The organism is Escherichia sp. E2562, assembly GCF_005781075.1.
Taxonomy (GTDB): domain Bacteria; phylum Pseudomonadota; class Gammaproteobacteria; order Enterobacterales; family Enterobacteriaceae; genus Escherichia.
Window position 1 is genome coordinate 276,291 of record NZ_VATM01000008.1, and the last position, 25,504, is coordinate 301,794.

Below are 25,504 nucleotides of genomic sequence, written 5' to 3' on the forward strand. Positions count from 1 at the left end.
GGTACAATAAAAATGACAAATAACCCTCTGATTCCACAAAGCAAACTTCCACAACTTGGCACCACTATTTTCACCCAGATGAGCGCACTGGCGCAGCAACACCAGGCGATTAACCTGTCGCAAGGCTTTCCTGATTTTGATGGTCCGCGCTATTTACAGGAGCGGCTGGCGTACCACGTTGCCCAGGGGGCAAATCAATATGCGCCCATGGCCGGCGTGCAGGCCTTGCGCGAGGCGATTGCTCAGAAAACGGAACGTTTGTATGGCTATCAACCAGATGCCGATAGCGATATCACCGTAACGGCAGGGGCGACGGAAGCGTTATATGCAGCGATTACCGCATTGGTGCGCAATGGTGATGAAGTGATTTGCTTTGATCCCAGCTATGACAGTTACGCCCCCGCCATCGCGCTTTCTGGGGGAATAGTGAAACGTATTGCACTGCAACCTCCGCATTTTCGCGTTGACTGGCAGGAATTTGCCGCATTGTTAAGCGAGCGCACCCGACTGGTGATCCTCAATACGCCGCATAATCCCAGCGCCACCGTCTGGCGGCAGGCTGATTTCGCCGCTTTGTGGCAGGCAATTGCCGGGCGCGAGATTTTTGTTATTAGTGATGAAGTGTACGAGCACATCAACTTTTCACAGCAGGGCCATGCCAGCGTGCTGGCGCATCCGCAGTTGCGTGAGCGGGCGGTGGCAGTTTCTTCATTTGGCAAGACCTATCATATGACCGGCTGGAAAGTGGGCTATTGCGTTGCGCCTGCGCCCATCAGCGCCGAGATCCGCAAAGTGCATCAGTATCTGACCTTTTCGGTGAATACCCCGGCACAGCTGGCGCTTGCGGATATGCTACGTGCAGAACCTGAGCATTATCTTGCGTTACCGGACTTTTATAGGCAGAAACGCGATATTCTGGTGAACGCCTTAAGTGAAAGTCGGCTGGAGATACTACCCTGCGAAGGTACTTACTTTTTGCTGGTGGAATACAGCGCCGTGTCTACGCTGGATGATGTTGAGTTTTGCCAGTGGCTGACGCGGGAGCATGGCGTGGCGGCGATCCCGCTGTCGGTATTTTGCGCCGATCCCTTCCCCCATAAACTGATTCGTCTCTGTTTTGCCAAGAAGGAATCGACGTTGCTGGCAGCAGCTGAACGCCTGTGCCAGCTTTAGTTATTTGACAGTCCAGGCGCGGGAATATTGACGGTCGGCAAACAGTTCTTGCAGGCCGTTAATTTGCTTCAGACGCAGCACTTCGTCGCTGTCCATTCCCAGTTCTTTGCCAATTTTATTATCGTCCCATCCCAACTGGCTGAGTTCACGGACGATTTCCGACATTGCAGTGATTTGATGGCGTCCACGAGCGCGGTTGTGGCGAATTGTTGCAGCGATGCGCTCGTTACGATCCCCTCCCAGACAGGTAACCGGTAAATACCCTTTTAAGCGCGTTTTTAACGTGTTAGATCCTTTACCAATTTCATGACGGTGAAAGCCATCAACAATCTCCATTGTGTCAGATTGAGTGTTAGTCACCACGATAGGTTGGGTAAAACCATCAATTTCAATGGATTTTTTTAGCAGCTTCTTCTCTGGCGGTGCCACATTATTGGGGTTGTAATCATTCGGCACGAGTTGGCTATTTTTAACCCACAGAACGCAATCCACGGGCTCTTCACGAAAGGGGCTAACCTGATGGATCGCCATGCGGATTTCATTAATCGCTTTGATGCGATCGTCTTCCGGCAAGCTGGCGAGAAATTGGGTTAAATCCTGCGTTAATCGTTGTTGCATAGTATCCCCCATTCCTGACGTTTTCCTTTTATCCGTTCGTTATAACGCTGATAGTTCTTCGCTTTCGTAGGACTAAATGATAATGCCCGGCACCAGTAATCGTTATTGAGTAAAACTTTGCATATTCGCCGCCAGGAGGGGATATCTTTCGTGCCAATGTCCCCTTGCTGGGTTTGTGGAACCTCGATGCCTTTTTTCTGATACCAGTGCAAATAAATGGCGATTTTATTGCGGTAATGCTCAGCTGTTTTCTCCGGCATGCTATCGAGCAGCAATAATGCATACTCTTGCCAGTCTAAATGCTCTGGCTTGAGGATTTTCCGATGCCCATAGAAATGATTGTCATGTCCGGCGTAAATTCCGCCGCTTTTTACACCGCTGACTCGTGCGCACATAGCAGCCCAGCGATCCGGTTCGATAACGTGATAGAGCCATAATCCCTGCCGTTGCTCCGGGCCAAAAGGTTCGCAAATTCGCATCTGACGCAGAGGGACGCCTGCCTGATACATTAGGTTATACAGTGGGTTGCAGAGACTTTGATGATTTGCATACCAGGTCCAGATATCAGCCACTTTCCAGTCGTAGATGGGGTAAATGTACCAGCTATGACCGCCTGGTGCGGCCGTAGTCCAGGGTTTATCGTCGGCAAAACGCTGTTTATTCGAACTGGCGATAGCAACGAAACGGTTATAGGACTCGTCAGCCCGGATGCCGATCATCATGGCCGCCGGACGTTTTTGCGAAAACCATTCGGCAAATTCACGCACGAAATGTTCAAACGTCATACCCGGTTGATAAAACGAGAAAAATGTCGGATCGGTTATCGCATCTTCCGGGGGCAGGCGTACCCATTCAACATCAGGTTCCCAGCATTGCCATTCGGGTTGATACTGAGAAAGAGAGTTTTGCGTCGTAAGAGGCAGCGCTACCCAATAAAATTCTTCAATGACATCAGCATACTGCTCTCGTAGGGACTGAATATAGTGAATAGTTAAAGAAAACTGTGCTTCCCAGTCGATAAACAGAACGTATATTTTTTTTCCCATTTTTCTGGCCAGATTCGCGGTTAGATGAAGCATTAAGCCTGAATCTTTACCGCCAGAAAATGAGACACAAACGCGGGGTAGGGTGTTGAGTGTCCAGGTAATACGCTCTTGTGCAGCTTCCAGAATATTGAGCGGAAGCGGAATTTTATAAATGGACATCTGAAAACGCTCTCTTAACGTGATCTGGAGAATAGTGCGATAGTTTTCTGATTATAGTAGTAACAAATTAAAATAAGATATCTCATTTTATATTCATCGGCTGAATTTTTTATGAGGAGCATTGTCCTTATTGAACGGTGTTCAGGATAAATTATCATTTAAGCGATCAATAAATCGGGAGAATCCCAGATTGTTTAATGATGATTTGTTATAGGAGATATAAAGCGTATTAGAGGGTAGGTTTTGCTCTAGCTTTATTTGTTTTAATTGTAGGTTCTTTTGATTGCTGCGATATAACTCAACGGGAACAATGCCCAATAAATCGGTTACCGCAATAGTATTGATGATAGTAAACAGTGAAGAACTACGGAATGCTATTTTTCGGTTTGTCAGAAGCGCTTCTATTTCCATCTGAAAATCTTCAAGTCCAGATGCTTTTGATATCAGAAAAGTAAACTCTTCATCAAGAATTTCTTCGCGGCTGCTGTATTCCGTTATTCTCGGATGGGATGAACTACAGATAAGTGTATTGCGTATCGATTGAAAAGGTACACAGCTCACCGAGCGACTGATAACTGGCGTTAATGTGATGACCAGATCTGCTTTGCGATAAGCTAATAAATCTTCGGCACTTTCTGCTGACATCATAATGTCATGATGTTCAATTTCTACGGACGAATCTTGTCGGAGACATCCGATCAAAAGGCTACTGTTCGTTGAGGAAATAAGTTGCGGGCCGTAAATAATAAATTTTTTCTTTAGCTCAGATTTATTGACAATGTTGATGGTTTGTTCAAGATTTTTAAGGTTTTTCTCAAGATGATGATGCAAATTTAAACCCGTTGTTGTTGGTGCAATCCCTTTACCGGATCGAGTAAACAAGGGATCATTAAATTGCGCTCGTAGACGTTGTAAAGACTGGCTTACTGCAGAAGGTGTTATGTATAACGATTCAGCTGCCTTGCTAATACTGAGATGTTGATAGATGCACTCAAAAATGACAAGTAAGTTTAAATCAAATTTTTTTAGGTCGTAAAGATTAGCCATGATGTACTCCATTCATATACTTGTTTTCATGATATTCATCAAGTCAATGATATGGCTTTATGTATTTCAATATATTATGTTGTTTTGCTTAATCTATGATTAAGTTTTTCTAAACTAGCATAGTTGATATGCGTGAGGTGAGCAATACTTGCTATTATTTGGATAACTGAAAAGTGATATGTATTTCAGTTATCCATGAATTGAATGTTAATTATTCCCCATAATAATGTTTAAGGTCTTTTTATCTGGTAATCCAACAGCCTGCTGTAATGTTTTTTCTGGGCTCATGTAATAAATCGCAGGGGTGACATTTGCACCCAGTTCGTCCATCAACGCCTCGTTGGCACTGAGAATCTTCATCTGTTCAGGTGTAACGTTCCCGGAGAGGTTCAGCTTTAATTTGCCGCCAGATGCTTCATATTCTTGCCACGTTTTTGCCGGATCTTTAGACGCGAGGATTGCCGCTGCGGTGGCGGGGCTTTCTGGTTTTATCACGCCAACCAACAAAGTACGAATCTGTACTTTACCGGCCTCAACCCACGGGCGTGCTTGTTGCCAGAATTGTTTGCAATATGGGCAGAAAGGATCGGCAAAAACATAAACCACGATCGGCGCGTCTTTTTTACCGTCAAGTAGCCAGTTTGATTGTTCCATACGCTGCCACATTTCGCGTCCGGCAGGCGCGTAAATCTCTTTTTCAATAAGAGCGTTACTGAGGTTTTCTCCCTTTTCGTTGTACATATAGCCAGAGATGGCATGTTTACCGTCTGGCGTAAGGTAGATAGTGACCCCCATGTCCTGATATTTCCCCAGATAACCTTTCAGACCGCCTGGCGCATCGAACGATTTAATAATCGTAATCCCCTGTTTTTCAATCGCTTTTACGGGGGCGGGAAGCTCTTCGGCGTAAACGATTCCCGGTAGCAGGGTAAAAAAAATTATCTTTTTTAACATTAATTTGTCCTTTTCAGTCAGTGCAAAATTTGAGTAAAAGGCATAACCTATCACTGTCATAGGTAAGAGCTTAGAATAGGTGATTGCCCTTTGTTTATGAGGGTGTTGTAATCCTTCTCGGCATTGCGGTCGTCATCGCAACACCGCAGCCTGCTGAACAGGCGCTGAAGATACCAAAGGGTAGTTCAGGTTACGCGGCCACCTGGAAAGGAGGCCCATTTTACTTTTATCGCCGCTGGCGGTGCAAAGTTCACAAAGTTGTCTTACGAAGGTTGTAAGGTAAAACTTATCGATTTGATAATGGAAACGCATTAGCCGAATCGGCAAAAATTGGTTACCTTACATCTCATCGAAAACACGGAGGAAGTATAGATGTCCTTGATTAACACCAAAATTAAACCTTTTAAAAACCAGGCATTCAAAAACGGCGAATTCATCGAAATCACCGAGAAAGATACCGAAGGCCGCTGGAGCGTCTTCTTCTTCTACCCGGCTGACTTTACTTTCGTATGCCCGACCGAACTGGGCGACGTTGCAGACCATTACGAAGAACTGCAGAAACTGGGCGTAGACGTATACGCAGTATCTACCGATACTCACTTCACCCACAAAGCATGGCACAGCAGCTCTGAAACCATCGCGAAAATCAAATACGCGATGATCGGCGACCCGACTGGCGCCCTGACCCGTAACTTCGACAACATGCGTGAAGATGAAGGTCTGGCTGACCGTGCGACCTTCGTTGTTGACCCGCAGGGTATCATCCAGGCAATCGAAGTTACCGCTGAAGGCATTGGCCGTGACGCGTCTGACCTGCTGCGTAAAATCAAAGCTGCTCAGTATGTAGCTTCTCACCCAGGTGAAGTTTGCCCGGCTAAATGGAAAGAAGGTGAAGCAACTCTGGCTCCGTCTCTGGACCTGGTTGGTAAAATCTAAATTTCCTTCGTCTTTCGCGCTACCAACTCCGGCGCGAAATACTTCGGAAATTCACCTAATTCTTCGGGTGCTGCGGCACCCGATTTTCTTCCCCGCATCATGATGCAAGCTGCATCCAGGTAGCCGATGAAGGCCGCTTGCATGATGATGTTTAAAGCCCAGGAGATAAACATGCTCGACACAAATATGAAAACTCAACTCAAGGCTTACCTTGAGAAATTGACCAAGCCTGTTGAGTTAATTGCCACGCTGGATGACAGCGCTAAATCGGCAGAAATCAAGGAACTGTTGGCTGAAATCGCAGAACTGTCAGACAAAGTCACCTTTAAAGAAGATAACAGCTTGCCGGTGCGTAAGCCGTCTTTCCTGATCACCAACCCAGGTTCCAACCAGGGGCCGCGTTTTGCAGGCTCCCCGCTGGGTCATGAGTTCACCTCGCTGGTACTGGCGCTGCTGTGGACCGGTGGTCATCCGTCGAAAGAAGCGCAGTCTCTGCTGGAGCAGATTCGCCATATTGACGGTGATTTTGAATTCGAAACTTATTATTCGCTCTCTTGCCACAACTGCCCGGACGTGGTGCAGGCGCTGAACCTGATGAGCGTACTGAACCCGCGCATCAAGCACACTGCAATTGACGGCGGCACCTTCCAGAACGAAATCACCGATCGCAACGTGATGGGCGTTCCGGCAGTGTTCGTAAACGGGAAAGAGTTTGGTCAGGGCCGCATGACTATTTCCGAAATCGTCGCCAAAATCGATACTGGCGCTGAAAAACGTGCAGCAGAAGAGCTGAACAAGCGTGACGCTTACGATGTGCTGATTGTCGGTTCTGGCCCGGCAGGGGCTGCGGCAGCAATTTACTCCGCACGTAAAGGCATCCGTACTGGTCTGATGGGCGAACGTTTTGGCGGTCAGATCCTCGATACTGTTGATATCGAAAACTACATCTCTGTGCCGAAAACCGAAGGCCAAAAACTGGCAGGCGCGCTGAAGGTTCACGTTGATGAATACGATGTTGATGTGATTGATAGCCAGAGCGCCAGCAAACTGATTCCGGCAGCGGTTGAAGGCGGCTTGCATCAGATTGAAACGGCTTCCGGCGCGGTACTGAAAGCTCGCAGCATTATCGTGGCGACCGGTGCAAAATGGCGCAACATGAACGTTCCGGGCGAAGATCAGTATCGCACCAAAGGCGTGACCTACTGCCCGCACTGCGACGGCCCACTGTTTAAAGGCAAACGCGTAGCGGTTATCGGCGGCGGTAACTCCGGTGTGGAAGCGGCAATCGACCTGGCAGGGATTGTTGAACACGTAACGCTGCTGGAATTTGCCCCAGAAATGAAAGCCGACCAGGTTCTGCAGGACAAACTGCGCAGCCTGAAAAACGTCGACATCATTCTGAATGCGCAAACCACGGAAGTGAAAGGCGACGGTAGCAAAGTCGTAGGTCTGGAATATCGTGATCGTGTCAGCGGCGATGTTCACAACATCGAACTGGCTGGTATTTTCGTCCAGATTGGTCTGCTGCCGAACACCAACTGGCTGGAAGGCGCAGTAGAACGTAATCGTATGGGTGAGATAATCATTGATGCGAAATGCGAAACCAACGTCAAAGGCGTGTTCGCTGCCGGTGACTGTACGACGGTTCCGTACAAGCAGATCATCATCGCTACTGGCGAAGGTGCTAAAGCCTCTCTGAGCGCTTTTGACTACCTGATTCGCACCAAAACTGCATAAGAAGAAGTAAGATTCACCTGCAATTGCTTAGCCGCCGGGGTCAAACCTGGCGGCTTTTTTTATAAAAAACGCCCTGCCGGGATTGCTCAGGGCAGGGCGTCATAAATGCGTTAATTTGTTAACGAACGACTAATACCGGCAGATTGGCGTGGCGGATCACGTTGGAAGCGTTGGAACCTAACAGATGGGTTGAAATCGATGGATTTCGCGAACCGATAACCACAACATCCGCATCCAGTTCTTTAGCTAACTCGTTCACTTCATCTCGCACGTTACCAAAACGGACATGTGGTTTGATACGGGATGGATCAATATTGAAATGGCCGACCATTGTCTGTAAGCGTTCTTCGGCTTCATGTTGCAAATGTTCTTCGAAACGACGCACATCAGCAGCAAAACGGTGCAGACTAAGGCTTGCGGCGCCCGGTAATACATGGAGTAAATGAATTACGCCATCATCCTGGGCGAGAAATTCAGCGTGACGAACGGCTTTGTCGCTCAATTCCATTTCAAATACGTCTACTGGCATAATGATTGTTTTGTACATAAGCATTCCCTCCTTGCTATTGCATGAACATATAACAGCATATTATTGATTATGATTCTATGATTTGCGAAGTTGATTTGATCTGGGATAGCAATTGATCTGGAAAATGGATTAAGTCAGCTACTACCAGCGTTGCTCAAGATATAGCACTGCCACAACAAGAATTGCTGCAATGAATATATAAAACGCAGTAATACCGAGAGCTTCGCTCATAGGGGGATCCGCTGGTGGATAACTTGTTCAGATTAGAACGCAGCGGTGAAGAGCAAAATGATAAGTCTGGTTGATATTTGAGCGGAAAGAGGATGCAGAAGCATCCTCCGGGCAAAGCGAATAACGCTTGTGCAGATGGGATTAAAGCAGGTAGTCGCCAGCGGCTTCAGGCTGGTATTCGAGTTCCAGCACTTCAAGGTGGGTAGCAACGCCGCCCGGAAGTTCCCAGTGGATGGTATCGCCAACGCGCAACCCCAGCAGTGCGGCACCAACCGGAGCCATAACGGAAAGTTGAGTATTACTGTCGGTCATTTTTGCCGGATACACCAGTGTACGCACACGGACTTCGCCATCGCTAAGATTGCGGAATTTAACCCGACTGTTCATCGTCACCACATCGTGCGGCATCTCTTCTGGCGAACACATTTGGGCGCGATCCAACTCTGCGTTTAACGCGTCGGCGATTGGCAAACCGGCATAGGCAGGTTGCTCCAGCAGAATATCGATGCGTTCGGCATCCAGGTCGTTAATGATGATTGTTGGTCTGGACATTTTTACTCCATGTCGTCGGTACTGCGATTGTCGCAGATAAACATACCCAAAAGAAAACCCTCACCGTCAGGCGGCGAGGGTTTAGCTCATATGATGATACTGACTGTTGCTCACTCTTTGAAGTGATTTACATCACATTCAGGTAATTCCTTAATGCTGAGCGATTTGTATAAATCTTAATCGAAAAACAGCGTAAGGGATAAATTTTCGTGATGGATCAACGTCCGCTGCGCTGGATCTCAATAACCTGCTTTATCAATCACAAAGGCTTTGCCACAGTTGCCAGGGTGAGGTTGTGGCAAGAATGAGCTTGCCGAGAGCGGCGCATTGATGGCATCAGCTTTGATTGAAATCTGGATTTCAGTCAAATACGCCGGATTACCCTGGCACGTTAACTTGACCGCTTTGACGTTCTCTTTCCCCCAGTTTTTGGCAAAGGCGTCGTCAAAGTCACTGCGGCTCACGGTTTTACCGTAGTTATCAGCGAGGAATTTTCCGGCTGCGCTCTCTTTGATCTCTTGATTCAGACGTACCATCGTCCCGAAGTAAGCGTCCGGATCAAAACCAAAGCAGGCGCCGTGTTTCGCGTATTCATAACGTTCCAGACAGGAACGACCACCTGCGCCCGGCATAACTTCACTCAATTTAGCTGCTGTTTCCAGCGATAACCCTGTTTCCGGTGAAGAACACATCCGGCTGGCGCGAGCTTCCGGCAGGTTTGGGACTGGGCGAGTGGCGCAGCCGAAGCGCATCCAGCGGCGTTCATCAACGCCACGCGCAGCAACCGATTTAGGTAATCCTGGCCACAGACCATGTACGGTCAGAAAATCGGCCTTGTTGCTCGTTTCGGTTTGCAGTCGACACTCATCGCGTTCGTTACGATTTCGGTCGTGCTGACTCTGGCAAAACCCGGTTTGCCAGGAAAGAGCTAAAACGTAACGATCAAAATCGCCATACTGTTTTGCCTGTAATGCAGCGGCGTTGACAGAAGATAAGGGGAGCAGAGAAGCCGCCAGTAAAGCGGCGTTACGCCAGAATATTTTCATAGTGGGTGTGGAACTCATACATGCACTGAATACTATCTATTAAATCATAAAAAAGCCCGCCAGGTTGGCTAACCTGGCGGGCGCGGTGATTTATTCAGCGTTTGGCGAACGTATTAGTTCCACATGGCGAGAATCGGCCAGCCTACCAGAAGCAGCATGGCAATATAAATCACCCCGAAGATAGCCCCAAGACGCCAGTAATCTTTTGATTTCACATAGCCGCAGCCGTAAATAATCACACCTGGGCCAGTAGCATATGGGGTCAGACAGCCCATGATACCGATAGACAGCACCAGCAGAATACACAGTTGTTCCATCGGTACGCCCGGAATACCTTTACCGACCGCCAGAATGACCGGCAGCATGGTTGCGGTGTGCGCTGACAGGCTGGCAAACAGGTAATGAGCAAAATAGAACACCAGCACGAGGACGATAACCGTCGCATTTGGCGAAAAACCTTCCAGATGCGTACTCATGGTGCTGGCGAACCAGTCGATAAATCCGGAACGAGTCAGGCCATTAGCCATGACGACCAGCGTTGCCAGGTTGACCAGCGTGTTCCATGCGCTGTTATAACGGGTAATGTCTTTCCACGGCACAACGTGCAGCGCCAGCATCAGCGAAACAGCCAGCAGGCCAACCGCAGTGGCATTAATCACTTCGCTGCCAAATACCCATAAACCTAAGCTGAGCAACACAAGGCCAATCAGCGTCCATTCTCTACGTGTCAACGCCCCCATGGTTTTTAGTTCATCACCCGCCCAGGTTGCCACTTCTTCACTGTGTGTGATTTCCGGTTTGTACAGCACGTAGGAAAGCCACGGCGCAATGATAAGCAAGATAACCCCAACCGGCAGGAAGCAGAGGAACCACTGTAACCAGCTAATCTGGATACCGGCAATTTTGCTGACGAACTCCAGACCCAGCACGTTTGGTGCTGCACCAGTGACAAACATAGAGGAGCTAAGACTGGTACTAATGACCATCATCCACATCAAATAGCCGCCAATACGACGCGCGGACGGATCGTTCGGGAATGATTTAAATAGCGGCGGCAGGTTTTTAATGACCGGGAAAACCGTGCCCCCGGTACGCGCGGTGTTGGACGGTGTAAACGGTGCCAGCAGAATGTCGATAATGACAATCGCATAACCTAACGTCAGCGTGCGTTTCCCCATGAATTTCACCAGGAAAAGGGCAATACGACGGCCTAATCCAGAAACTTCATATCCTAATGCAAAGATAAATGCGCCAAATACCAGCCAGACTGTGGTACTGGAAAAACCAGCCAGCCCCCATTTCAGCGCCTGTTTTTGCGCATTAAACGCTGGGTCAGCTAATTCTTTGGCGTCAAAGAGCAGGTAATTACTGCCAATCACGCAAATGGTTACTGCAATAAAACTGATCGCTGTTGCCGGGATTGGCTCGAGGATCATTCCGACAATCATTGCCACAAACACAGCGAAGTAATGCCATGCCTGCGGCGGCATACCGTCGGGGACAGGGATAAGAAACATGACGCCCATCACCACCAGTGGGGCCAATAGTTTCCATATATTATCTTTTGCTAAAGACATACGGGTTCTCCGAAAATTAATATTTCCAAATTTATCAAGTGCTTAAATTATTAAATCTGTGCTAAAAACCAGGTAAGGATCAGCAGGTCGGCACTGCCGCCTGGACTGAGATTTCGTTCGATACACTCCCTGTCGAACTGCCGGAGATAATCGAGATCGGCGGGGGTTCGTATGCCCCCTTTTTGCAATAGTGTTTGCGCCTCGCGCTGTAGCCAGCGCAGGCCCCCCTCACCACCGCGCGATGCAACGTTGGTATCGCCGTTGGTAGCCATCAGTAGGAGCAAGGTATCGAGCAATGCCAGTTCAGGATCTAGCCCCTGATCCAGCAGAGTGAGGTAATGCGGTAGGGCGTGGTTGATCACCAGTGGATAACCCGCTTCGGCTTCACCGCGCGCGCCGGTAAGGCCAAGCTGCTGGTACAACCGTTGACCTGCCGTCAGTTGTGAATTATTGGTACGCAGTTCGCGATCGGTCAGACCACGGCAGAAACTTGCCGCCGTCGAACAAACGGTTGTGGGCGTTACCGGCTGGTTGAGCTGAAGCAAACGGCCAATCGCCGCGCACAGTAGCCCTAAAGAAAAAATACTGCCTTTATGGGTGTTTACGCCCGCAGTGGCGCGGAACATATCACCTTCGCAAGCCATACCAATTGGGCGTAATCCGTGGAGTACCGCTTCCGGTGCCATTTCTGCACTACAAGCACCAAATTCAATGAAACGGGGTAACCAGCCCTGGATCGCCAGTGCGCTACGGTGGAAATCTTCCAGCGCCATATCTTTGTGCGCACCGCAGTTAATGCGATCTACCAGGCCTGGTTTCGGTGACAGATTGACTTCAGTCAGCATGGCGCGCCAGCCCAGCAGGGCGTATTCATTGATTAATGACGCAGCAAGCTTTGTGGTTTTAGTTGACGTTGCAGGCATCGACATCGTTCAGCAGCGCCTCCATGCGGTTGAGTAAATCGGTCAGTTGGTGGGTTTTCCCGCGCGCGCAGACGGCTGCGCTTTGCTCGCATAGCAGGCAGCGGCGAGGCGGCAGCGAATAATCGCGGCGGGAGAGAATTTCGCCTTCGGGCGTCAGGACATCGATATCCCATAAACGCCCGAGAGGATGACTATGTTCAAGCTCAATCGTGGCGAGCTTGAGGTCGCGAGCTGGAGCGGCAATGCTCAACATGCCCTCCGGCCCGCTGGCGGAAACCAGTGCAGCCTGCTCCTGAATTTGCCAGCCCTGCTTTGCGGCTAAAGCGCGCAAGGCTGTCACGCCATGATTAAAAATTCGGCGTGTGACCTCGCTGTCTTTAATCGGACCCGGCGCAACCACGGTAAAGGAGACCAGTGGAACAGGATGGCGCTTGAGCCAGGCGTGTTGCCGTGCTTGCCTTTCATCCCGGCTGACGAGCAACTCGGGAATTGAAACCGCATGGTGGCTGGCGAGTTCAGGGAGCAGGTGCATGGCTTATTCCTTCACCTGATGCACAACGTCAATCACCGAGCCATCGCGGTAGCGCACGACGGCAACGACGCGGTCGGTGAATTCAATCGGCTGTGGTTCACCGGTCAGCAGACGCGCACGTTCGCGCAGCCACTCAATGGAAACCACTTTTATGCCTGCTTCCTGCAGACGTTCTGCCAGTTCCGGACGTGCCGGGTTAACAGCGATGCCGTGGTCGGTGACCAGAATATCGACGCTGGACCCTGGGGTAATGCAGGTCAGCACGTTATCCACCAGAGTAGGGATACGACCGCGCACCAGCGGCGCAACTATGATGGAAAGCGCAGAGGCAATTGCGGTATCGCAGTGACCGCCGGAAGCGCCACGCAGCACACCGTCAGAGCCGGTCAGCACGTTAACGTTGAACTGGGTATCAATTTCCAGCGCGCTCAGTACCACCACGTCGAGACGATCAACCGATGCGCCTTTAGAGCCCCAGTTAGCGTACTGGTTGGCACTGATTTCGATGTGATTCGGGTTACGGGCCAGCGATTGCGCAGCGTGGCTGTCAAAGCTCTGCACATCCAGCAGTTTGCGGATCAGACCTTTTTCGTGCAGATCAACCATCGTTGCGGTAATGCCACCGAGGGCGAAGTCGGCGCGAATATCGCGGCTACGCATTTTGTCTTCCAGGAAACGGGTTACCGCAAGCGAAGCGCCGCCGGTGCCGGTCTGCATGGAGAAACCTTCTTTGAAGTAGCCAGAGTTGACAATCACATCCGCAGCGCTGCGGGCAATCAGCAGTTCGCGCGGGTTAGTGGTCATACGGGTTGCGCCAGCACCGATTTTCGCGGCATCGCCAACGCGATCAACTTTGACGATCAAATCAACCTGATCTTGCTCAATGCTTGCCGGATTATGCGGATAAGGCAGCAGTTCTTCGGTGAGCATCACGACCTGTTTTGCGTTGTCGGCATCAACCATTGCATAGCCGAGGGAGCCGCAGCAGGCTTTACCGGTGTAGCCGTTGGCATTACCGAATTCATCGCAGGACGGGACGCCGAGGAAAGCGACGTCGATGTTCAGTTCGCCGCTCTGTACCAGATGCACGCGACCGCCGTGGGAGTGGATTTGCACCGGTTCAGCCAGCAGGCCACGGGAGATTTCTTCTGCCAGTGGGCCGCGTAAACCGGAGGTATAAATGCGGGTTACCACGCCCTGACGGATATGTTCTACCAGCGGCGCATGGCAATCACTCAGGGAACTGGACGCCAGGGTCAGGTTTTTAAAGCCCATCTTCGCGATGACGTCCATCACCATATTGACGGTCAGGTCACCACCACGAAAAGCATGGTGGAAGGAGACGGTCATACCATCTTGCAAACCAGAACGACGAATGGCTTCTTCCAGGTTGGCGCACAGTTTGCGATCGCGCGCTTTTTCAGCCTGATAGGTTTGTTTCGGCGAGTTCTGGAAAGCGGCAAGATCGCATTCAGCGTGACGATTCCAGGCTGCTACCCGTTCTTGTCGTTGAGATTGTTCAATTTTCTGCGTCATTTTGATTGCCTTATTCTTCGCGGATGCCGGAAAGTTCTGCACGGGAGAGCACCAGACGGGCGCGATCGATAACCGGACCGTCAACCATCTTGCCGTTCAGGGAAACGACGCCAAGGCCTTCGCGAGCGGCGGCTTCAGCGGCTTCTACGACGCGGCGTGCGTGATCCACTTCTTTCTGGGTTGGAGCGTAGAGGTTGTGCAGCAGATCAATCTGACGCGGGTTGATCAGCGATTTGCCGTCAAAGCCCAGTTGTTTGATGTGGGCGGCTTCTTGCAGGAATCCAGCTTCGTTGTTGGCGTCGGAATAGACGGTATCGAACGCCTGAATACCCGCAGAACGTGCGGCCTGCAAAATAGAGCAGCGAGCGAACAGCAGTTCAGTTCCTTCCGGAGAGCGTTCTGTACGCAGGTTGCGCACGTAGTCTTCTGCACCGAGGGCGATACCGATCAAACGCTCGGAAGCATGAGCGATTTCCACCGCGCGGGTAATGCCCAGCGGAGATTCAATCGCCGCCAGCAGCCCCGTGCTGCCTGGTTCGCGACCACAGGCTTTTTCGATACGCAGGATCTCTTTTTCGATATCCAGAACGTCCTGAGCGGTATCGGTTTTCGGCAGACGCACAACGTCTGCGCCGCCGCGAACGACGGCTTCCAGGTCGTTAACGCCCCATTCAGAATCCAGTGCGTTAACACGTACGATGGTTTCAATATCGCGATACAGCGGATGTTGCAGCGCGTGGTAGACCATGCGACGTGCGGTGTCTTTTTCACGCAGCGCCACGGAGTCTTCGAGGTCGAACATCAGAGCATCAGCCGGGTAGATGAAGGAGTTGCTGACCATCGCGGCATTGGCGCCAGGCACAAACAGCATGCTGCGGCGGGTGCGAGTTTTACGTTGTTGCAGCGAAGCGGAAATCATTGGCAATCCTCCCATGGCAGCGCCGGGATACCGCTGGCGCGTGCCAGCAAGGCTTCCAGTCGTGCACGTAAAATGCAGTCCAGTGCGCCTTTGTCATCGACATTCAGCTGTACGCCGCGCACGTTATAGCGGGCGAGAACGTCCAGAATGGTGGTGCGAATCGCATCGCCAAACTGTTTCTCAACGCTGCTGTTGATTTGCAGGTCGATATCCTGCGTATCGAGTGGGGCGATGCGTATCATCACATCCCCAGACTCAAGGGTGCCTGCAACGGCGGGCTGGTTTATTTTCATTTTTCACCTGTTTCTTATGCGGGGGTCTTTTGACGAACTGCCGCGTCCTGGCGGGCGTGTTCAAGCAGATTCTGCAAGTAATGCAGAGTGGGTGCCGGGACCAGTGGCGCGATAGCCGTGAGATCGTTTTTCACCAGCAGTTGACGTACCCGGGAAGCGGATATCGGCAGTTCCTGGTAACGCAGTCGCTCAATTTCAACCAGTTCGATGGGCGGTGCGGAGATGGTCGGTGTTTCCAGCCAGTAGCGCATATCCTGGTTGTACTGAGCGGTCACGCGACAAATGGGTTCAGTACCAACAAAGCGGTGAGTAACGCCCAGCGCGGGCGCGAGGTACTGACGGAAAATTTTCAGGTCAATTTCGGTGTAACAATGGTTGATGACGCTCTGTTCTTTAATGAAGTAGCAGGGGAACGTGGCACGGGAGATGATGTACTCGGAGCCGCGATGCACGGTCAGGCGCGGAATATCGGCGGTGCCTTTTAACACCAGATCTAACCGGTCGTCATAGGGAAAGCGTGAAGAGTCTTCTTTGACTAAAAACAGATGCAGCCAGTCGCACTGTGCCGCAGCTTGTTGAAGCAGATAACGGTGGCCGTTAGTAAAGGGATTGGCGTTCATGACGATACAGCCAATCTTCTTCCCTTCATGACGGAATTTCTTCAGCGATTCGGCATAGCGTTTCAGACGTGTGGCGCTATTTTCCATCAACACCATCACGCCAGGTACGCTGGTTAACGTATAGAAACCGCACTGACGGAACAGCGCCTCGTATTCGGTTTTGGTATAAATAAACAGATGCGTGCTGTGCCGTTCATAGGCGAGGTTTATCAGTTCGGTGGCTAATGTCAGCGCCAGTCCTTCACCACGAACTGATTCACTAATAGCGACGCACTTAATGATATTTCCGGCAATTCCGCCGCAGGCAATAAGGCGGTCGTTACGGGTTACGGTAATAAATACTTCGACCGTGGTGTCAACACTCAAATCATTTTCATGCAGAAAGTGGGTAATTTCCGCCATCTTTTTATTTTCTGAACGTTTTACCCGGGTGAAAATATCATTGCCGAACATAATAAATAGTATCCTGAAGGTGCATGTTGTTATCGATTTGCAACAAATGTTGTTCGATGTAGCAAATTGATAACCTTTTATTTTCAGTTGAGAGAAAGGGTTGTGAGTGAGGTATTTCTGTTTCTCCTTTCGCCATACATCCTAAGGAGTATTGCATCGTGAAATTTTGATTTATTTCACATAGAGTTAGTGGTTTTTTATTTATTTAATGGTTTTAAGTTTTTTAATTAATGTAATTACGAATTGACCCGTAGGTTTAATTGATTTAATTGATTTAATGAATGAAATTTGTCACGATCATATTTGATATTTATAAATCGAGATTCAACATTTTAATTACATCCGCCAAAAAACAGGGCTTACCCCGCAAGGAAAACAATGTTGCAGTTTAATGAGAATAAACAGTTTGCTTTTTTCCAACGACTGGCGTTCCCGTTGCGTATTTTTTTGCTGATTTTGGTGTTCTCGATATTTGTCATCGCTGCGTTGGCGCAATATTTTACGGCCAGCTTTGAGGACTATTTAACGCTTCATGTTCGTGACATGGCAATGAATCAGGCGAAAATTATTGCCTCCAATGACAGTATCATCACCGCAGTGAAAATGCGTGACTACAAACGGCTGGCGACTATCGCCAACAAATTGCAAAGAGACACCGACTTCGATTATGTGGTGATTGGTGACCGGGATTCGATCCGCCTTTACCATCCTAATCCGGAAAAGATTGGTTACCCCATGCAGTTTACCAAACCGGGAGCGCTGGAAAGAGGGGAGAGTTACTTCATCACCGGCAAAGGGTCGATAGGTATGGCAATGCGCGCCAAAACGCCGATCTTTGATGACGATGGCAAAGTCATTGGCGTGGTGTCGGTGGGGTATCTGGTGAGTAAAATCGATAGCTGGCGGGCAGAGTTTTTATTACCGATGGTGGGCGTGTTTGTCGTGCTGTTAGGCATTCTGATGCTGCTGTCGTGGTTCTTAGCTGCGCATATCCGCCGCCAGATGATGGGGATGGAACCAAAGCAGATTGCGCGCGTGGTCCGCCAGCAAGAGGCGCTTTTTAGTTCGGTTTATGAAGGGCTGATTGCGGTGGACCCGTATGGGCATATTACTGCCATCAACCGCAACGCAAGAAAAATGTTGGGGCTGAGTTCTCCCGGACGGCAGTGGCTGGGCAGACCTATTGCAGAGGTTGTCAGACCGGCTGATTTTTTTACCGAACAAATTGATGAAAAACGTCAGGATGTGGTGGCGAATTTTAATGGTCTGAGCGTTATTGCTAACCGCGAAGCTATTCGTTCTGGTGATGATTTGCTAGGTGCAATTATTAGTTTTCGTAGTAAAGACGAAATATCTACCCTTAATGCGCAACTGACGCAAATTAAACAATATGTCGAAAGCCTGCGCACACTACGTCATGAACATCTCAATTGGATGTCTACGCTCAATGGTCTGTTGCAGATGAAAGAGTATGATCGTGTGCTGGCGATGGTTCAGGGGGAGTCCCGGGCTCAGCAGCAACTTATTGATAGTCTGCGTGAAGCATTTGCCGACCGCCAGGTGGCGGGGCTTCTTTTTGGTAAAGTGCAGCGCGCCCGGGAGCTGGGGCTAAAAATGACGATTGTTCCAGGCAGCCAACTTTCACAACTGCCGCAAGGGCTGGACAGCACTGAATTTGCGGCGATAGTGGGCAACTTACTCGATAATGCCTTCGAAGCCAGTCTGCATAGTGATGAAGGGAATAAGACAGTCGAATTATACCTGAGCGATGAAGGCGACGACGTGGTAATTGAAGTGGCCGATCAGGGCTGCGGCATTCCAGAGTCTCTTCGCGACAAAATATTTGAGCAGGGCGTCAGTACGCGTGCTGATGAACCCGGTGAGCATGGCATTGGGTTGTATCTTATTGCCAGCTATGTAACGCGCTGCGGTGGTGTTATCACTCTCGAAGAGAATGATCCCTGCGGTACTTTATTTTCAATCTATATTCCGAAAGTGAAACCTGATGACAGCTCCATTAACCCTATTGATCGTTGAGGACGAAACACCGTTGGCAGAAATGCATGCGGAATATATTCGTCACATTCCCGGCTTCAGTCAGATATTGCTGGCGGGAAACCTGGCGCAGGCCCGAATGATGATCGAGCGTTTTAAGCCGGGGCTTATCTTGCTGGATAACTATCTCCCTGATGGTAGAGGCATTAATTTGTTGCATGAGTTGGTGCAGACGCATTACCCCGGCGACGTGGTGTTTACCACTGCCGCCAGCGATATGGAAACGGTATCTGAGGCTGTGCGCTGCGGTGTGTTTGATTATTTAATCAAGCCAATCGCTTATGAGCGTCTGGGGCAGACATTAACTCGTTATCGCCAGCGTAGACACATGCTGGAAAGCATTGATAGCGCCAGTCAGAAGCAAATTGATGAGATGTTCAACGCTTACGCTCGCGGTGAACCAAAGGATGAGCTGCCAACTGGCATTGACGCGTTGACGCTAAACGCAGTGAGAAAACTGTTCAAGGAGCCTGGTGTGCAACATACGGCTGAGACAGTAGCGCAGGCTTTGACCATAAGCCGCACCACCGCGAGACGTTATCTTGAATATTGCGCCAGCCGACATCTGATCATCGCCGAGATTGTTCACGGCAAAGTCGGTCGGCCGCAGCGCATTTACCACAGCGGATGAAGAGAGTGCCGGAGGACGCGCTCCTCCGGCCTGGGAAATTACTTACCAGCAACCGCGGCGGTAGTACCGGGCACCATCAACTCTGTTGCCACAATGACAATCACCAGCCCAACAAGCACCGGCACCGAGGTGCGTTTAACCACTTCAAAAGGTGATATTTTAGCCATCCCGGCAACGGCAACCACCACGCCAGAGACTGGCGAAAGCGTGCGCCCCAGGTTTGACGCCTGCAGCATCGGGATTGTCAGGTACGCCGGGTTAATGCCGGAAGAGTGTGCCAGTTTCGGGATCATCTCAACAAAGGCGTAGAAAGGCGCATTGCCGGAACCCGTGGTGACTGCTGCCAGCATTGTCAGGATAACCAGCACCAGCATCAGGATTATGCTCGCCGAACCGAACGAGGTGGCGATTGAGATCAGGCTCTGGATAAAGCCGATGGTGCTAAGGCCCTGAGCGAAAACCCCTGCGGCAACTAATAACATTACTACGTTAGCGAAGGCATCAGCCATGCCGCGGTAAGCCACCTCGAGGCCCGAAAAGACTTTTTGCGTATTAAAGCCGCGAAGAAATTCCAGAACAGAGGCAATCAGCATACAGATCACCAGAATGGTGATGATGTGCAATTGCGGACCCCATTTACCGTCAAAAAATAGCACGCCAATGATCGGTGTAAACGGCAGAATGGCGTAAAACGCAGGCGCGGTGGTTGTGATTTCGCTGACATCTAACATTTCATGAGAGATGTGCTCTTTTTTGTCCAGATAACGCTGCCAGAAAAAGTGGGCAATCGCCATGCCGATAATCGCGGCAATTGAGATAGGAAGTGTTGTTTTGAAGGCGAAATCAATCAGCGGCATTTCAGAAGCCTGTGCTGCCAGCACCACATCACCAGATGTTGGTGCGAGAATAATTGCTGCTGGTGAGGCACAAATGGCAGCTGCCGCGCCGCGACTGATACCAACGTTCACCATCACCGGGAACAACGTTGCCATCAGTAAAACGCCAAGACCGGTTGCGGAAGAGACTGCCAGTGACATCAGACAGGCGACAAAGTAGGCGGCAATCATCAGCAGGTAAGGGGAGTTAATGTACTGCAGCGGTTTTGATGCCAGTTTGACAACCATATCGTTCGCGCCGATGTGGGTCATATAAGCGGCAAAGCCACACAGCATCATGATCATCATGCCGAGATCGCCGCCACGGCTCATCAGTAATATTTTAATGTATTCAACGATATCTGTGGCGCTGTAGCCAGTGGAAGTCTGGCTGGAAGGTAAAACTTTGTGTCCCATTATAGCGCTGATGATCAGCAGTAGCAGGCCGCCAACAAATAGCACCCCGGTGGCGGAATACCCTTTAATGATGTAGCGAGCTACACCCACAATAACGACAACCCCAATAAGGAGTTCAATAAATGTCTGCATATTCTTTCCTGTCTCCAGAATCTACAATAAATAATAAAAAAATCCTAAAATAAGAAAAAATATGCCGAATAAATTGACATCAGGTGCTGATTGAAATCAAGAAAGCTGTCATTAAGACATTGATGTTGCTGTTTTTATACCTGGATAACAAAATTTATTTTAGGGGGAGTAAATACAACATAATGATGTTTATAAACTGATGAATAGTTGATGCAATTTTGTTAATTGTTTTATGGTATTTTGTACGTCCAAAAAATAATCTTGTATGCGTATCATGTGGCAATCCAAACAATGATTTTATTGATGGCTTTATTGTATCTAATTGAAAAATAAGTGAATGATAAATGTTTTTATGGGTGTGACTTTTATTTGTATGAGTTGTTCTTTAGCTGAAAATATTTCTTAGTCTCCGGAATAATCCGATGGTTTTATTAGCAAATTTCATGAAATAAATTTTTCAGGCGCTCGGATTATTCTTTATGTTTGCCTTGTTAAGGTTGTATTTATTTTTCTTTGGCTATGCTGGTAATATATTTTTGATAAGTTTTCTGTGGTTGCTAATGGGCGCTAGTAAATGTGTTACCGTATTTTCCTTTACTTTTATTCAGTTAATCAGCATTGAAGAAGTTTCTGCTAGTGCAGAGCAATGGATTGCGACATTTAAAGATAATGTCGCAGAAACCTGGCAGCGGCCAGAACATTATGATCTGTATATTCCCGCCATTACCTGGCATGCACGTTTCGCTTATGACAAAGAAAAAACCGATCGCTATAACGAAAGACCGTGGGGGGGCGGTTTTGGTCAGTCACGTTGGGATGAGAAAGGCAACTGGCACGGTTTGTACGCGATGGCGTTTAAGGATTCGTGGAATAAATGGGAGCCCATTGCCGGATACGGTTGGGAAAGTACCTGGCGACCGCTTGCCGATGAAAACTTTCATGTCGGTCTGGGATTCACCGCTGGTGTGACGGCGCGTGATAACTGGAACTACATACCTGTTCCGCTGATACTGCCATTGGCTTCTGTGGGCTATGGCCCTGCGACTTTTCAGATGACCTATATCCCTGGCACTTACAACAATGGCAATGTTTACTTTGCCTGGATACGGTTTCAGTTTTAGACAAGTCACGTTTTAATAAAATCCTTAAAAATCAGCATGTAATGAAATTAACATCAAAAATAACGCGACTTTTATCACTTTTTAGTAAAGTTGCACTGGACAAAGCGTACCACAATTGGTGTACTGGTAACCGACACAGCATTTGTGTCTATTTTTCATGTAAAGGTAATTTTGATGTCTAAGATTAAAGGTAACGTTAAGTGGTTTAATGAGTCCAAAGGATTCGGTTTCATTACTCCGGAAGACGGCAGCAAAGATGTGTTCGTACACTTCTCTGCAATCCAGACTAATGGTTTTAAAACTCTTGCTGAAGGTCAGCGCGTAGAGTTCGAAATCACTAACGGTGCCAAAGGCCCTTCTGCTGCAAACGTAATCGCTCTGTAAGATACGTCAGCAAGAATTCAAAACCCGCTTATTCAGCGGGTTTTTTTTGGTCTTCAGTGTGCGGTTGATGCTGAAAATAGCCAAAAAGCCACTGCGGTCATGGCAAAGGAACCTAACAGGTTAACGAAGACGTTCAGTAGCGCCCAGCCAAAACGCCCCTCCTGCAATAAAAACACCACTTCTGCCGAAAATGTTGAGAAGGTCGTTAGCCCGCCACAAAAACCAGTGGTGATTAATACTTTCCACACCGGATCGATATTAGTCATGCGGCTAAACCAGGCAAACCCCATTCCTATGATAAATGCCCCAATCAGGTTTGCTGCCAGAGTTCCGAGTGGAATAGCCTGGTGCAGTGGGTTAAACCGCATACTTAACATCCATCTCGCCACGCTTCCCGTACCACCACCAATAAAAACTGCTAAAAGGAGTTGTAACACAGCTAAATCCTGCTATTTGATTTGTATGAGTGATAAGTTTAACGCCGAATATTCGTCGTTGGCGAATTTTACAACTCTGACAGGAGGTGGCAATGCTGGTTGCCGCAGGACAATTTGCTGTTACATCAATATGGGAAAAGAACGCTGAGATTTGCGCTTCGTTAATGGCACAGGCGGCGGAAAACGACGTATCGCTGTTTGTCCTGCCGGAAGCGCTTCTGGCGCGCGACGATCTTGACCCGAATTTGTCAGTTAAATCGGCACAGTTGCTGGAAGGGGAATTCCTCGGACGTTTACTGCGGGAAAGTAAACGTAACATGATGACGACGATTCTGACGATTCATGTTCCCTCAACCCCTGGGCGCGCGTGGAATATGCTGGTGGCGCTGCAGGCGGGGAAAATTGTCGCCCATTATGCCAAATTGCATCTCTATGATGCGTTTGCCATTCAGGAATCGCGCCATGTGGATGCAGGTGATGAAATAGCCCCTTTACTGGAGGTTGAAGGCATGAAAGTGGGGCTGATGACCTGCTATGATTTACGTTTTCCAGAGTTGGCATTAGCCCTGGCATTACAGGGCGCGGAAATCCTGATCCTGCCAGCGGCCTGGGTTCGCGGGCCACTCAAAGAGCACCACTGGTCAACCTTGCTAGCCGCTCGTGCTCTGGATACCACCTGTTATATGGTGGCAGCGGGGGAGTGCGGGAACAAAAATATCGGGCAAAGCCGGATTATAGATCCCTTTGGCATCACCATTGCAGCAGCGGCAGAAATGCCAGCGCTCATTATGGCGGAAGTGACGCCCGAACGTGTGCGTCAGGTGCGCGCGCAACTTCCCGTCTTAAACAACCGTCGCTTTGCGCCGCCGCAATTATTATGATGTTTTTTTACTCGGTGCTTGATTCACCTTGTTACAGATTGCTATTGTGTGCGCGCGTCGAATGACCGTTAATATTCTCTGGTTTTTAAGGCGCGTTCTGTTGCCAGTTTTATGTCAAGAAGGTATCTATGGGTGAGATTAGTATTACCAAACTGCTGGTAGTTGCGGCGCTGGTCGTTCTGCTGTTTGGGACTAAGAAGTTACGTACGCTGGGCGGAGACCTGGGAGCGGCCATTAAAGGGTTCAAGAAAGCGATGAATGATGATGACGCTGCGGCTAAAAAAGGCGCAGACGTTGATATTCAGGCTGAAAAGCTCTCTCATAAAGAGTGACGTGGCGAGCAGGACGCTCCCTCAATATCTTGTTCGATAAAAAAACCCGCTTCAGATAGCGGGTTTTTTATCAGACAGATGTAAGCAATTATTACACGATTACTTAACTTCCATCCCTTTCGCCTGCAAGTCGGCGTGATACGAAGAGCGGACAAACGGACCGCATGCAGCATGGGTAAAGCCCATCGCCAGCGCTTCGGCCTTCATTTCATCAAACTCATCCGGGCTAACGTAGCGTTGTACCGGCAGGTGATGGCGGCTTGGCTGCAGATATTGCCCCAGTGTCAACATGGTTACACCATGGCGGCGCAGATCGCGCATGACTTCAATAATCTCTTCATTGGTTTCACCCAGTCCCACCATCAAACCGGATTTGGTCGGGATCTCCGGATGCGCTTCTTTAAAGCGTTCCAATAGTTTTAGCGACCAGTTGTAATCTGCGCCCGGGCGTACCTGACGGTAAATACGCGGTACGTTTTCCAGGTTGTGGTTGAATACATCTGGCGGCGTGGCGGTCAGAATATCCAGCGCACGATCCATACGACCACGGAAATCCGGCACCAGAGTTTCAATTTTGATTTCCGGGCTTTTTTCCCGGATGGCAGTAATGCAATCCGCAAAGTGCTGGGCTCCGCCATCGCGCAGGTCATCGCGGTCAACGGAGGTGATAACCACATAACGCAGCGCCATATCAGCAATGGTCTGTGCCAGTTTTACCGGCTCGTTGGCATCCGGGGCGACCGGGCGACCGTGGGCAACGTCACAGAACGGACAACGGCGGGTACAAATGGCGCCGAGGATCATAAACGTTGCTGTGCCGTGGTTGAAGCATTCTGCCAGGTTAGGGCAGGAGGCTTCCTCACAGACAGAATGCAGGCCATTTTTGCGCATTGCGGCTTTGATGCCCTGGATACGTGTAGAGTCCGCGGGAAGCTTGATTTTCATCCATTCCGGCTTGCGCAGCAGGGCTTCGCGCTCTGTTGCCACGTTTTTAACCGGGATAAGGGCCATCTTATCGGCATCGCGGTATTTAACACCGCGTTCCATCACAATGGGTTTACTCATAGCGTGCGTGTTCCAGTTGCGAATTACGAAGGAAAGCGTTTCAATTCAATGGATTGTTGTAATTATCAACTATTTTTGAATTAACGACTGGCAGTATATCATTGAAACGGCCCAGAAAGCAGCCAAAGCGGTCGCGAAAATGTAAAATTGTTGTTGGTTTGTGCCATTTTATCGTTCGACGCTGTGAACTCTATGTAACGATACTTTTTCAAAACACATTCGATAGCATCGGTTCCCCGCGAAGTATTGGAACACGCTGACTACAATGACCCAATATGATTTGGGTCGTTTAT

General features: G+C 49.3%; 27 protein-coding genes. 9 read left to right on the forward strand and 18 right to left on the reverse strand.

What is annotated here, in order from left to right:
- The first annotated feature begins 12 nt into the window (after window positions 1-12).
- Complete coding sequence (gene ybdL, locus FEK43_RS14335; protein ID WP_135406184.1) at window positions 13-1,173, forward strand: methionine-oxo-acid transaminase; 1,161 nt, start codon at window positions 13-15, stop codon at window positions 1,171-1,173.
- On the opposite strand, the gene FEK43_RS14340 is transcribed toward ybdL, so the two are convergent.
- From FEK43_RS14340 to dsbG, 4 genes are all read right to left on the reverse strand, one after another.
- On the reverse strand, window positions 1,174-1,803 hold the full coding sequence (locus FEK43_RS14340) for a ParB/RepB/Spo0J family partition protein (protein ID WP_130258600.1): 630 nt from the start codon (window positions 1,801-1,803) through the stop codon (window positions 1,174-1,176).
- The gene (locus tag FEK43_RS14345; RefSeq protein ID WP_135406185.1) at window positions 1,776-2,996 is read right to left on the reverse strand and encodes a phosphoadenosine phosphosulfate reductase; all 1,221 of its coding nucleotides are present in this window, start codon (window positions 2,994-2,996) and stop codon (window positions 1,776-1,778) included. Before FEK43_RS14345 ends, FEK43_RS14340 begins: the two co-directional genes overlap by 28 nt.
- Before the next feature lie 141 nt (window positions 2,997-3,137).
- Entirely contained in the window at window positions 3,138-4,043 is a 906-nt protein-coding gene (locus FEK43_RS14350) for a LysR family transcriptional regulator (RefSeq protein ID WP_130206447.1), read from the reverse strand.
- A 207-nt stretch (window positions 4,044-4,250) separates the two neighbouring features.
- Window positions 4,251-4,997, reverse strand: a complete 747-nt coding sequence (gene dsbG / locus FEK43_RS14355; protein WP_130260245.1) for a thiol:disulfide interchange protein DsbG — start codon at window positions 4,995-4,997, stop codon at window positions 4,251-4,253.
- 372 nt (window positions 4,998-5,369) lie between these two features.
- Between dsbG and ahpC the strand changes: the two genes are divergently transcribed.
- Window positions 5,370-5,933, forward strand: coding sequence for an alkyl hydroperoxide reductase subunit C (gene ahpC / locus FEK43_RS14360; protein WP_000052796.1), 564 nt, complete (start codon window positions 5,370-5,372; stop codon window positions 5,931-5,933).
- Here ahpC and FEK43_RS22845 read toward each other — a convergent pair.
- Window positions 5,930-6,106 carry a hypothetical protein gene (locus FEK43_RS22845; protein WP_165383272.1) on the reverse strand — a complete coding sequence of 59 codons (177 nt, stop codon included), beginning with the start codon at window positions 6,104-6,106 and terminating at the stop codon, window positions 5,930-5,932. The two genes, ahpC and FEK43_RS22845, sit on opposite strands and share 4 nt — an antisense overlap.
- Between FEK43_RS22845 and ahpF the strand changes: the two genes are divergently transcribed.
- The gene (gene ahpF / locus FEK43_RS14365; protein WP_135493527.1) at window positions 6,105-7,670 is read left to right on the forward strand and encodes an alkyl hydroperoxide reductase subunit F; all 1,566 of its coding nucleotides are present in this window, start codon (window positions 6,105-6,107) and stop codon (window positions 7,668-7,670) included. The genes FEK43_RS22845 and ahpF overlap by 2 nt on opposite strands.
- Before the next feature lie 118 nt (window positions 7,671-7,788).
- Here the strand turns inward: ahpF and uspG are convergent, their stop codons facing one another.
- From uspG to citC, 10 genes are all read right to left on the reverse strand, one after another.
- The gene (uspG, locus tag FEK43_RS14370) at window positions 7,789-8,217 is read right to left on the reverse strand and encodes a universal stress protein UspG (protein WP_130206453.1); all 429 of its coding nucleotides are present in this window, start codon (window positions 8,215-8,217) and stop codon (window positions 7,789-7,791) included.
- Between the two features lie 354 nt (window positions 8,218-8,571).
- Window positions 8,572-8,982 (reverse strand): nucleoside diphosphate kinase regulator, encoded by a 411-nt coding sequence (gene rnk / locus FEK43_RS14375; RefSeq protein ID WP_130206455.1) that lies wholly within the window; start codon window positions 8,980-8,982, stop codon window positions 8,572-8,574.
- 239 nt (window positions 8,983-9,221) lie between these two features.
- Window positions 9,222-10,028 (reverse strand): ribonuclease I, encoded by an 807-nt coding sequence (rna, locus tag FEK43_RS14380; protein ID WP_130206457.1) that lies wholly within the window; start codon window positions 10,026-10,028, stop codon window positions 9,222-9,224.
- Between the two features lie 113 nt (window positions 10,029-10,141).
- Window positions 10,142-11,605 (reverse strand): citrate/succinate antiporter CitT, encoded by a 1,464-nt coding sequence (gene citT / locus FEK43_RS14385; protein WP_130206459.1) that lies wholly within the window; start codon window positions 11,603-11,605, stop codon window positions 10,142-10,144.
- Between the two features lie 50 nt (window positions 11,606-11,655).
- The gene (gene citG, locus FEK43_RS14390; RefSeq protein ID WP_135406186.1) at window positions 11,656-12,534 is read right to left on the reverse strand and encodes a triphosphoribosyl-dephospho-CoA synthase CitG; all 879 of its coding nucleotides are present in this window, start codon (window positions 12,532-12,534) and stop codon (window positions 11,656-11,658) included.
- A complete protein-coding gene (gene citX, locus FEK43_RS14395) occupies window positions 12,509-13,060 on the reverse strand; it encodes a citrate lyase holo-[acyl-carrier protein] synthase (RefSeq protein ID WP_000550408.1) in 552 nt (183 codons plus the stop codon). The genes citG and citX overlap by 26 nt, the downstream gene beginning before the upstream one ends.
- Before the next feature lie 3 nt (window positions 13,061-13,063).
- The gene (gene citF / locus FEK43_RS14400; protein ID WP_096987655.1) at window positions 13,064-14,596 is read right to left on the reverse strand and encodes a citrate lyase subunit alpha; all 1,533 of its coding nucleotides are present in this window, start codon (window positions 14,594-14,596) and stop codon (window positions 13,064-13,066) included.
- A gap of 10 nt (window positions 14,597-14,606) precedes the next feature.
- On the reverse strand, window positions 14,607-15,515 hold the full coding sequence (citE, locus tag FEK43_RS14405) for a citrate (pro-3S)-lyase subunit beta (RefSeq protein ID WP_000622357.1): 909 nt from the start codon (window positions 15,513-15,515) through the stop codon (window positions 14,607-14,609).
- Entirely contained in the window at window positions 15,512-15,808 is a 297-nt protein-coding gene (citD, locus tag FEK43_RS14410) for a citrate lyase acyl carrier protein (protein ID WP_000700703.1), read from the reverse strand. Before citD ends, citE begins: the two co-directional genes overlap by 4 nt.
- Before the next feature lie 14 nt (window positions 15,809-15,822).
- Complete coding sequence (citC, locus tag FEK43_RS14415; RefSeq protein ID WP_135406187.1) at window positions 15,823-16,881, reverse strand: [citrate (pro-3S)-lyase] ligase; 1,059 nt, start codon at window positions 16,879-16,881, stop codon at window positions 15,823-15,825.
- Between the two features lie 378 nt (window positions 16,882-17,259).
- Between citC and dpiB the strand changes: the two genes are divergently transcribed.
- Both dpiB and dpiA read left to right on the forward strand, forming a co-directional pair.
- Window positions 17,260-18,918: a sensor histidine kinase DpiB gene (gene dpiB, locus FEK43_RS14420; protein ID WP_131161034.1), complete on the forward strand. Its 1,659-nt coding sequence runs from the start codon at window positions 17,260-17,262 to the stop codon at window positions 18,916-18,918.
- On the forward strand, window positions 18,887-19,567 hold the full coding sequence (gene dpiA, locus FEK43_RS14425; protein WP_130206469.1) for a two-component response regulator DpiA: 681 nt from the start codon (window positions 18,887-18,889) through the stop codon (window positions 19,565-19,567). The genes dpiB and dpiA overlap by 32 nt, the downstream gene beginning before the upstream one ends.
- 38 nt (window positions 19,568-19,605) lie before the next feature.
- Here dpiA and dcuC read toward each other — a convergent pair whose 3' ends face one another.
- Entirely contained in the window at window positions 19,606-20,991 is a 1,386-nt protein-coding gene (gene dcuC, locus FEK43_RS14430; protein ID WP_130206471.1) for an anaerobic C4-dicarboxylate transporter DcuC, read from the reverse strand.
- Between the two features lie 560 nt (window positions 20,992-21,551).
- Between dcuC and pagP the strand changes: the two genes are divergently transcribed.
- Both pagP and cspE read left to right on the forward strand, forming a co-directional pair.
- Window positions 21,552-22,112, forward strand: a complete 561-nt coding sequence (pagP, locus tag FEK43_RS14435; RefSeq protein ID WP_130206473.1) for a lipid IV(A) palmitoyltransferase PagP — start codon at window positions 21,552-21,554, stop codon at window positions 22,110-22,112.
- Window positions 22,113-22,286: 174 nt separating this feature from the next.
- Window positions 22,287-22,496 carry a transcription antiterminator/RNA stability regulator CspE gene (gene cspE, locus FEK43_RS14440; protein WP_000034825.1) on the forward strand — a complete coding sequence of 70 codons (210 nt, stop codon included), beginning with the start codon at window positions 22,287-22,289 and terminating at the stop codon, window positions 22,494-22,496.
- Window positions 22,497-22,549: 53 nt separating this feature from the next.
- Here cspE and crcB read toward each other — a convergent pair whose 3' ends face one another.
- Window positions 22,550-22,933 carry a fluoride efflux transporter CrcB gene (crcB, locus tag FEK43_RS14445; protein WP_135406188.1) on the reverse strand — a complete coding sequence of 128 codons (384 nt, stop codon included), beginning with the start codon at window positions 22,931-22,933 and terminating at the stop codon, window positions 22,550-22,552.
- 92 nt (window positions 22,934-23,025) lie between these two features.
- Between crcB and FEK43_RS14450 the strand changes: the two genes are divergently transcribed.
- On the forward strand, window positions 23,026-23,814 hold the full coding sequence (locus FEK43_RS14450) for a deaminated glutathione amidase (protein ID WP_130206477.1): 789 nt from the start codon (window positions 23,026-23,028) through the stop codon (window positions 23,812-23,814).
- A 128-nt stretch (window positions 23,815-23,942) separates the two neighbouring features.
- Window positions 23,943-24,146 (forward strand): twin-arginine translocase subunit TatE, encoded by a 204-nt coding sequence (gene tatE, locus FEK43_RS14455; protein ID WP_064528973.1) that lies wholly within the window; start codon window positions 23,943-23,945, stop codon window positions 24,144-24,146.
- 99 nt (window positions 24,147-24,245) lie between these two features.
- Here tatE and lipA read toward each other — a convergent pair whose 3' ends face one another.
- Complete coding sequence (gene lipA / locus FEK43_RS14460) at window positions 24,246-25,211, reverse strand: lipoyl synthase (protein ID WP_000042625.1); 966 nt, start codon at window positions 25,209-25,211, stop codon at window positions 24,246-24,248.
- Window positions 25,212-25,504 lie beyond the last annotated feature (293 nt).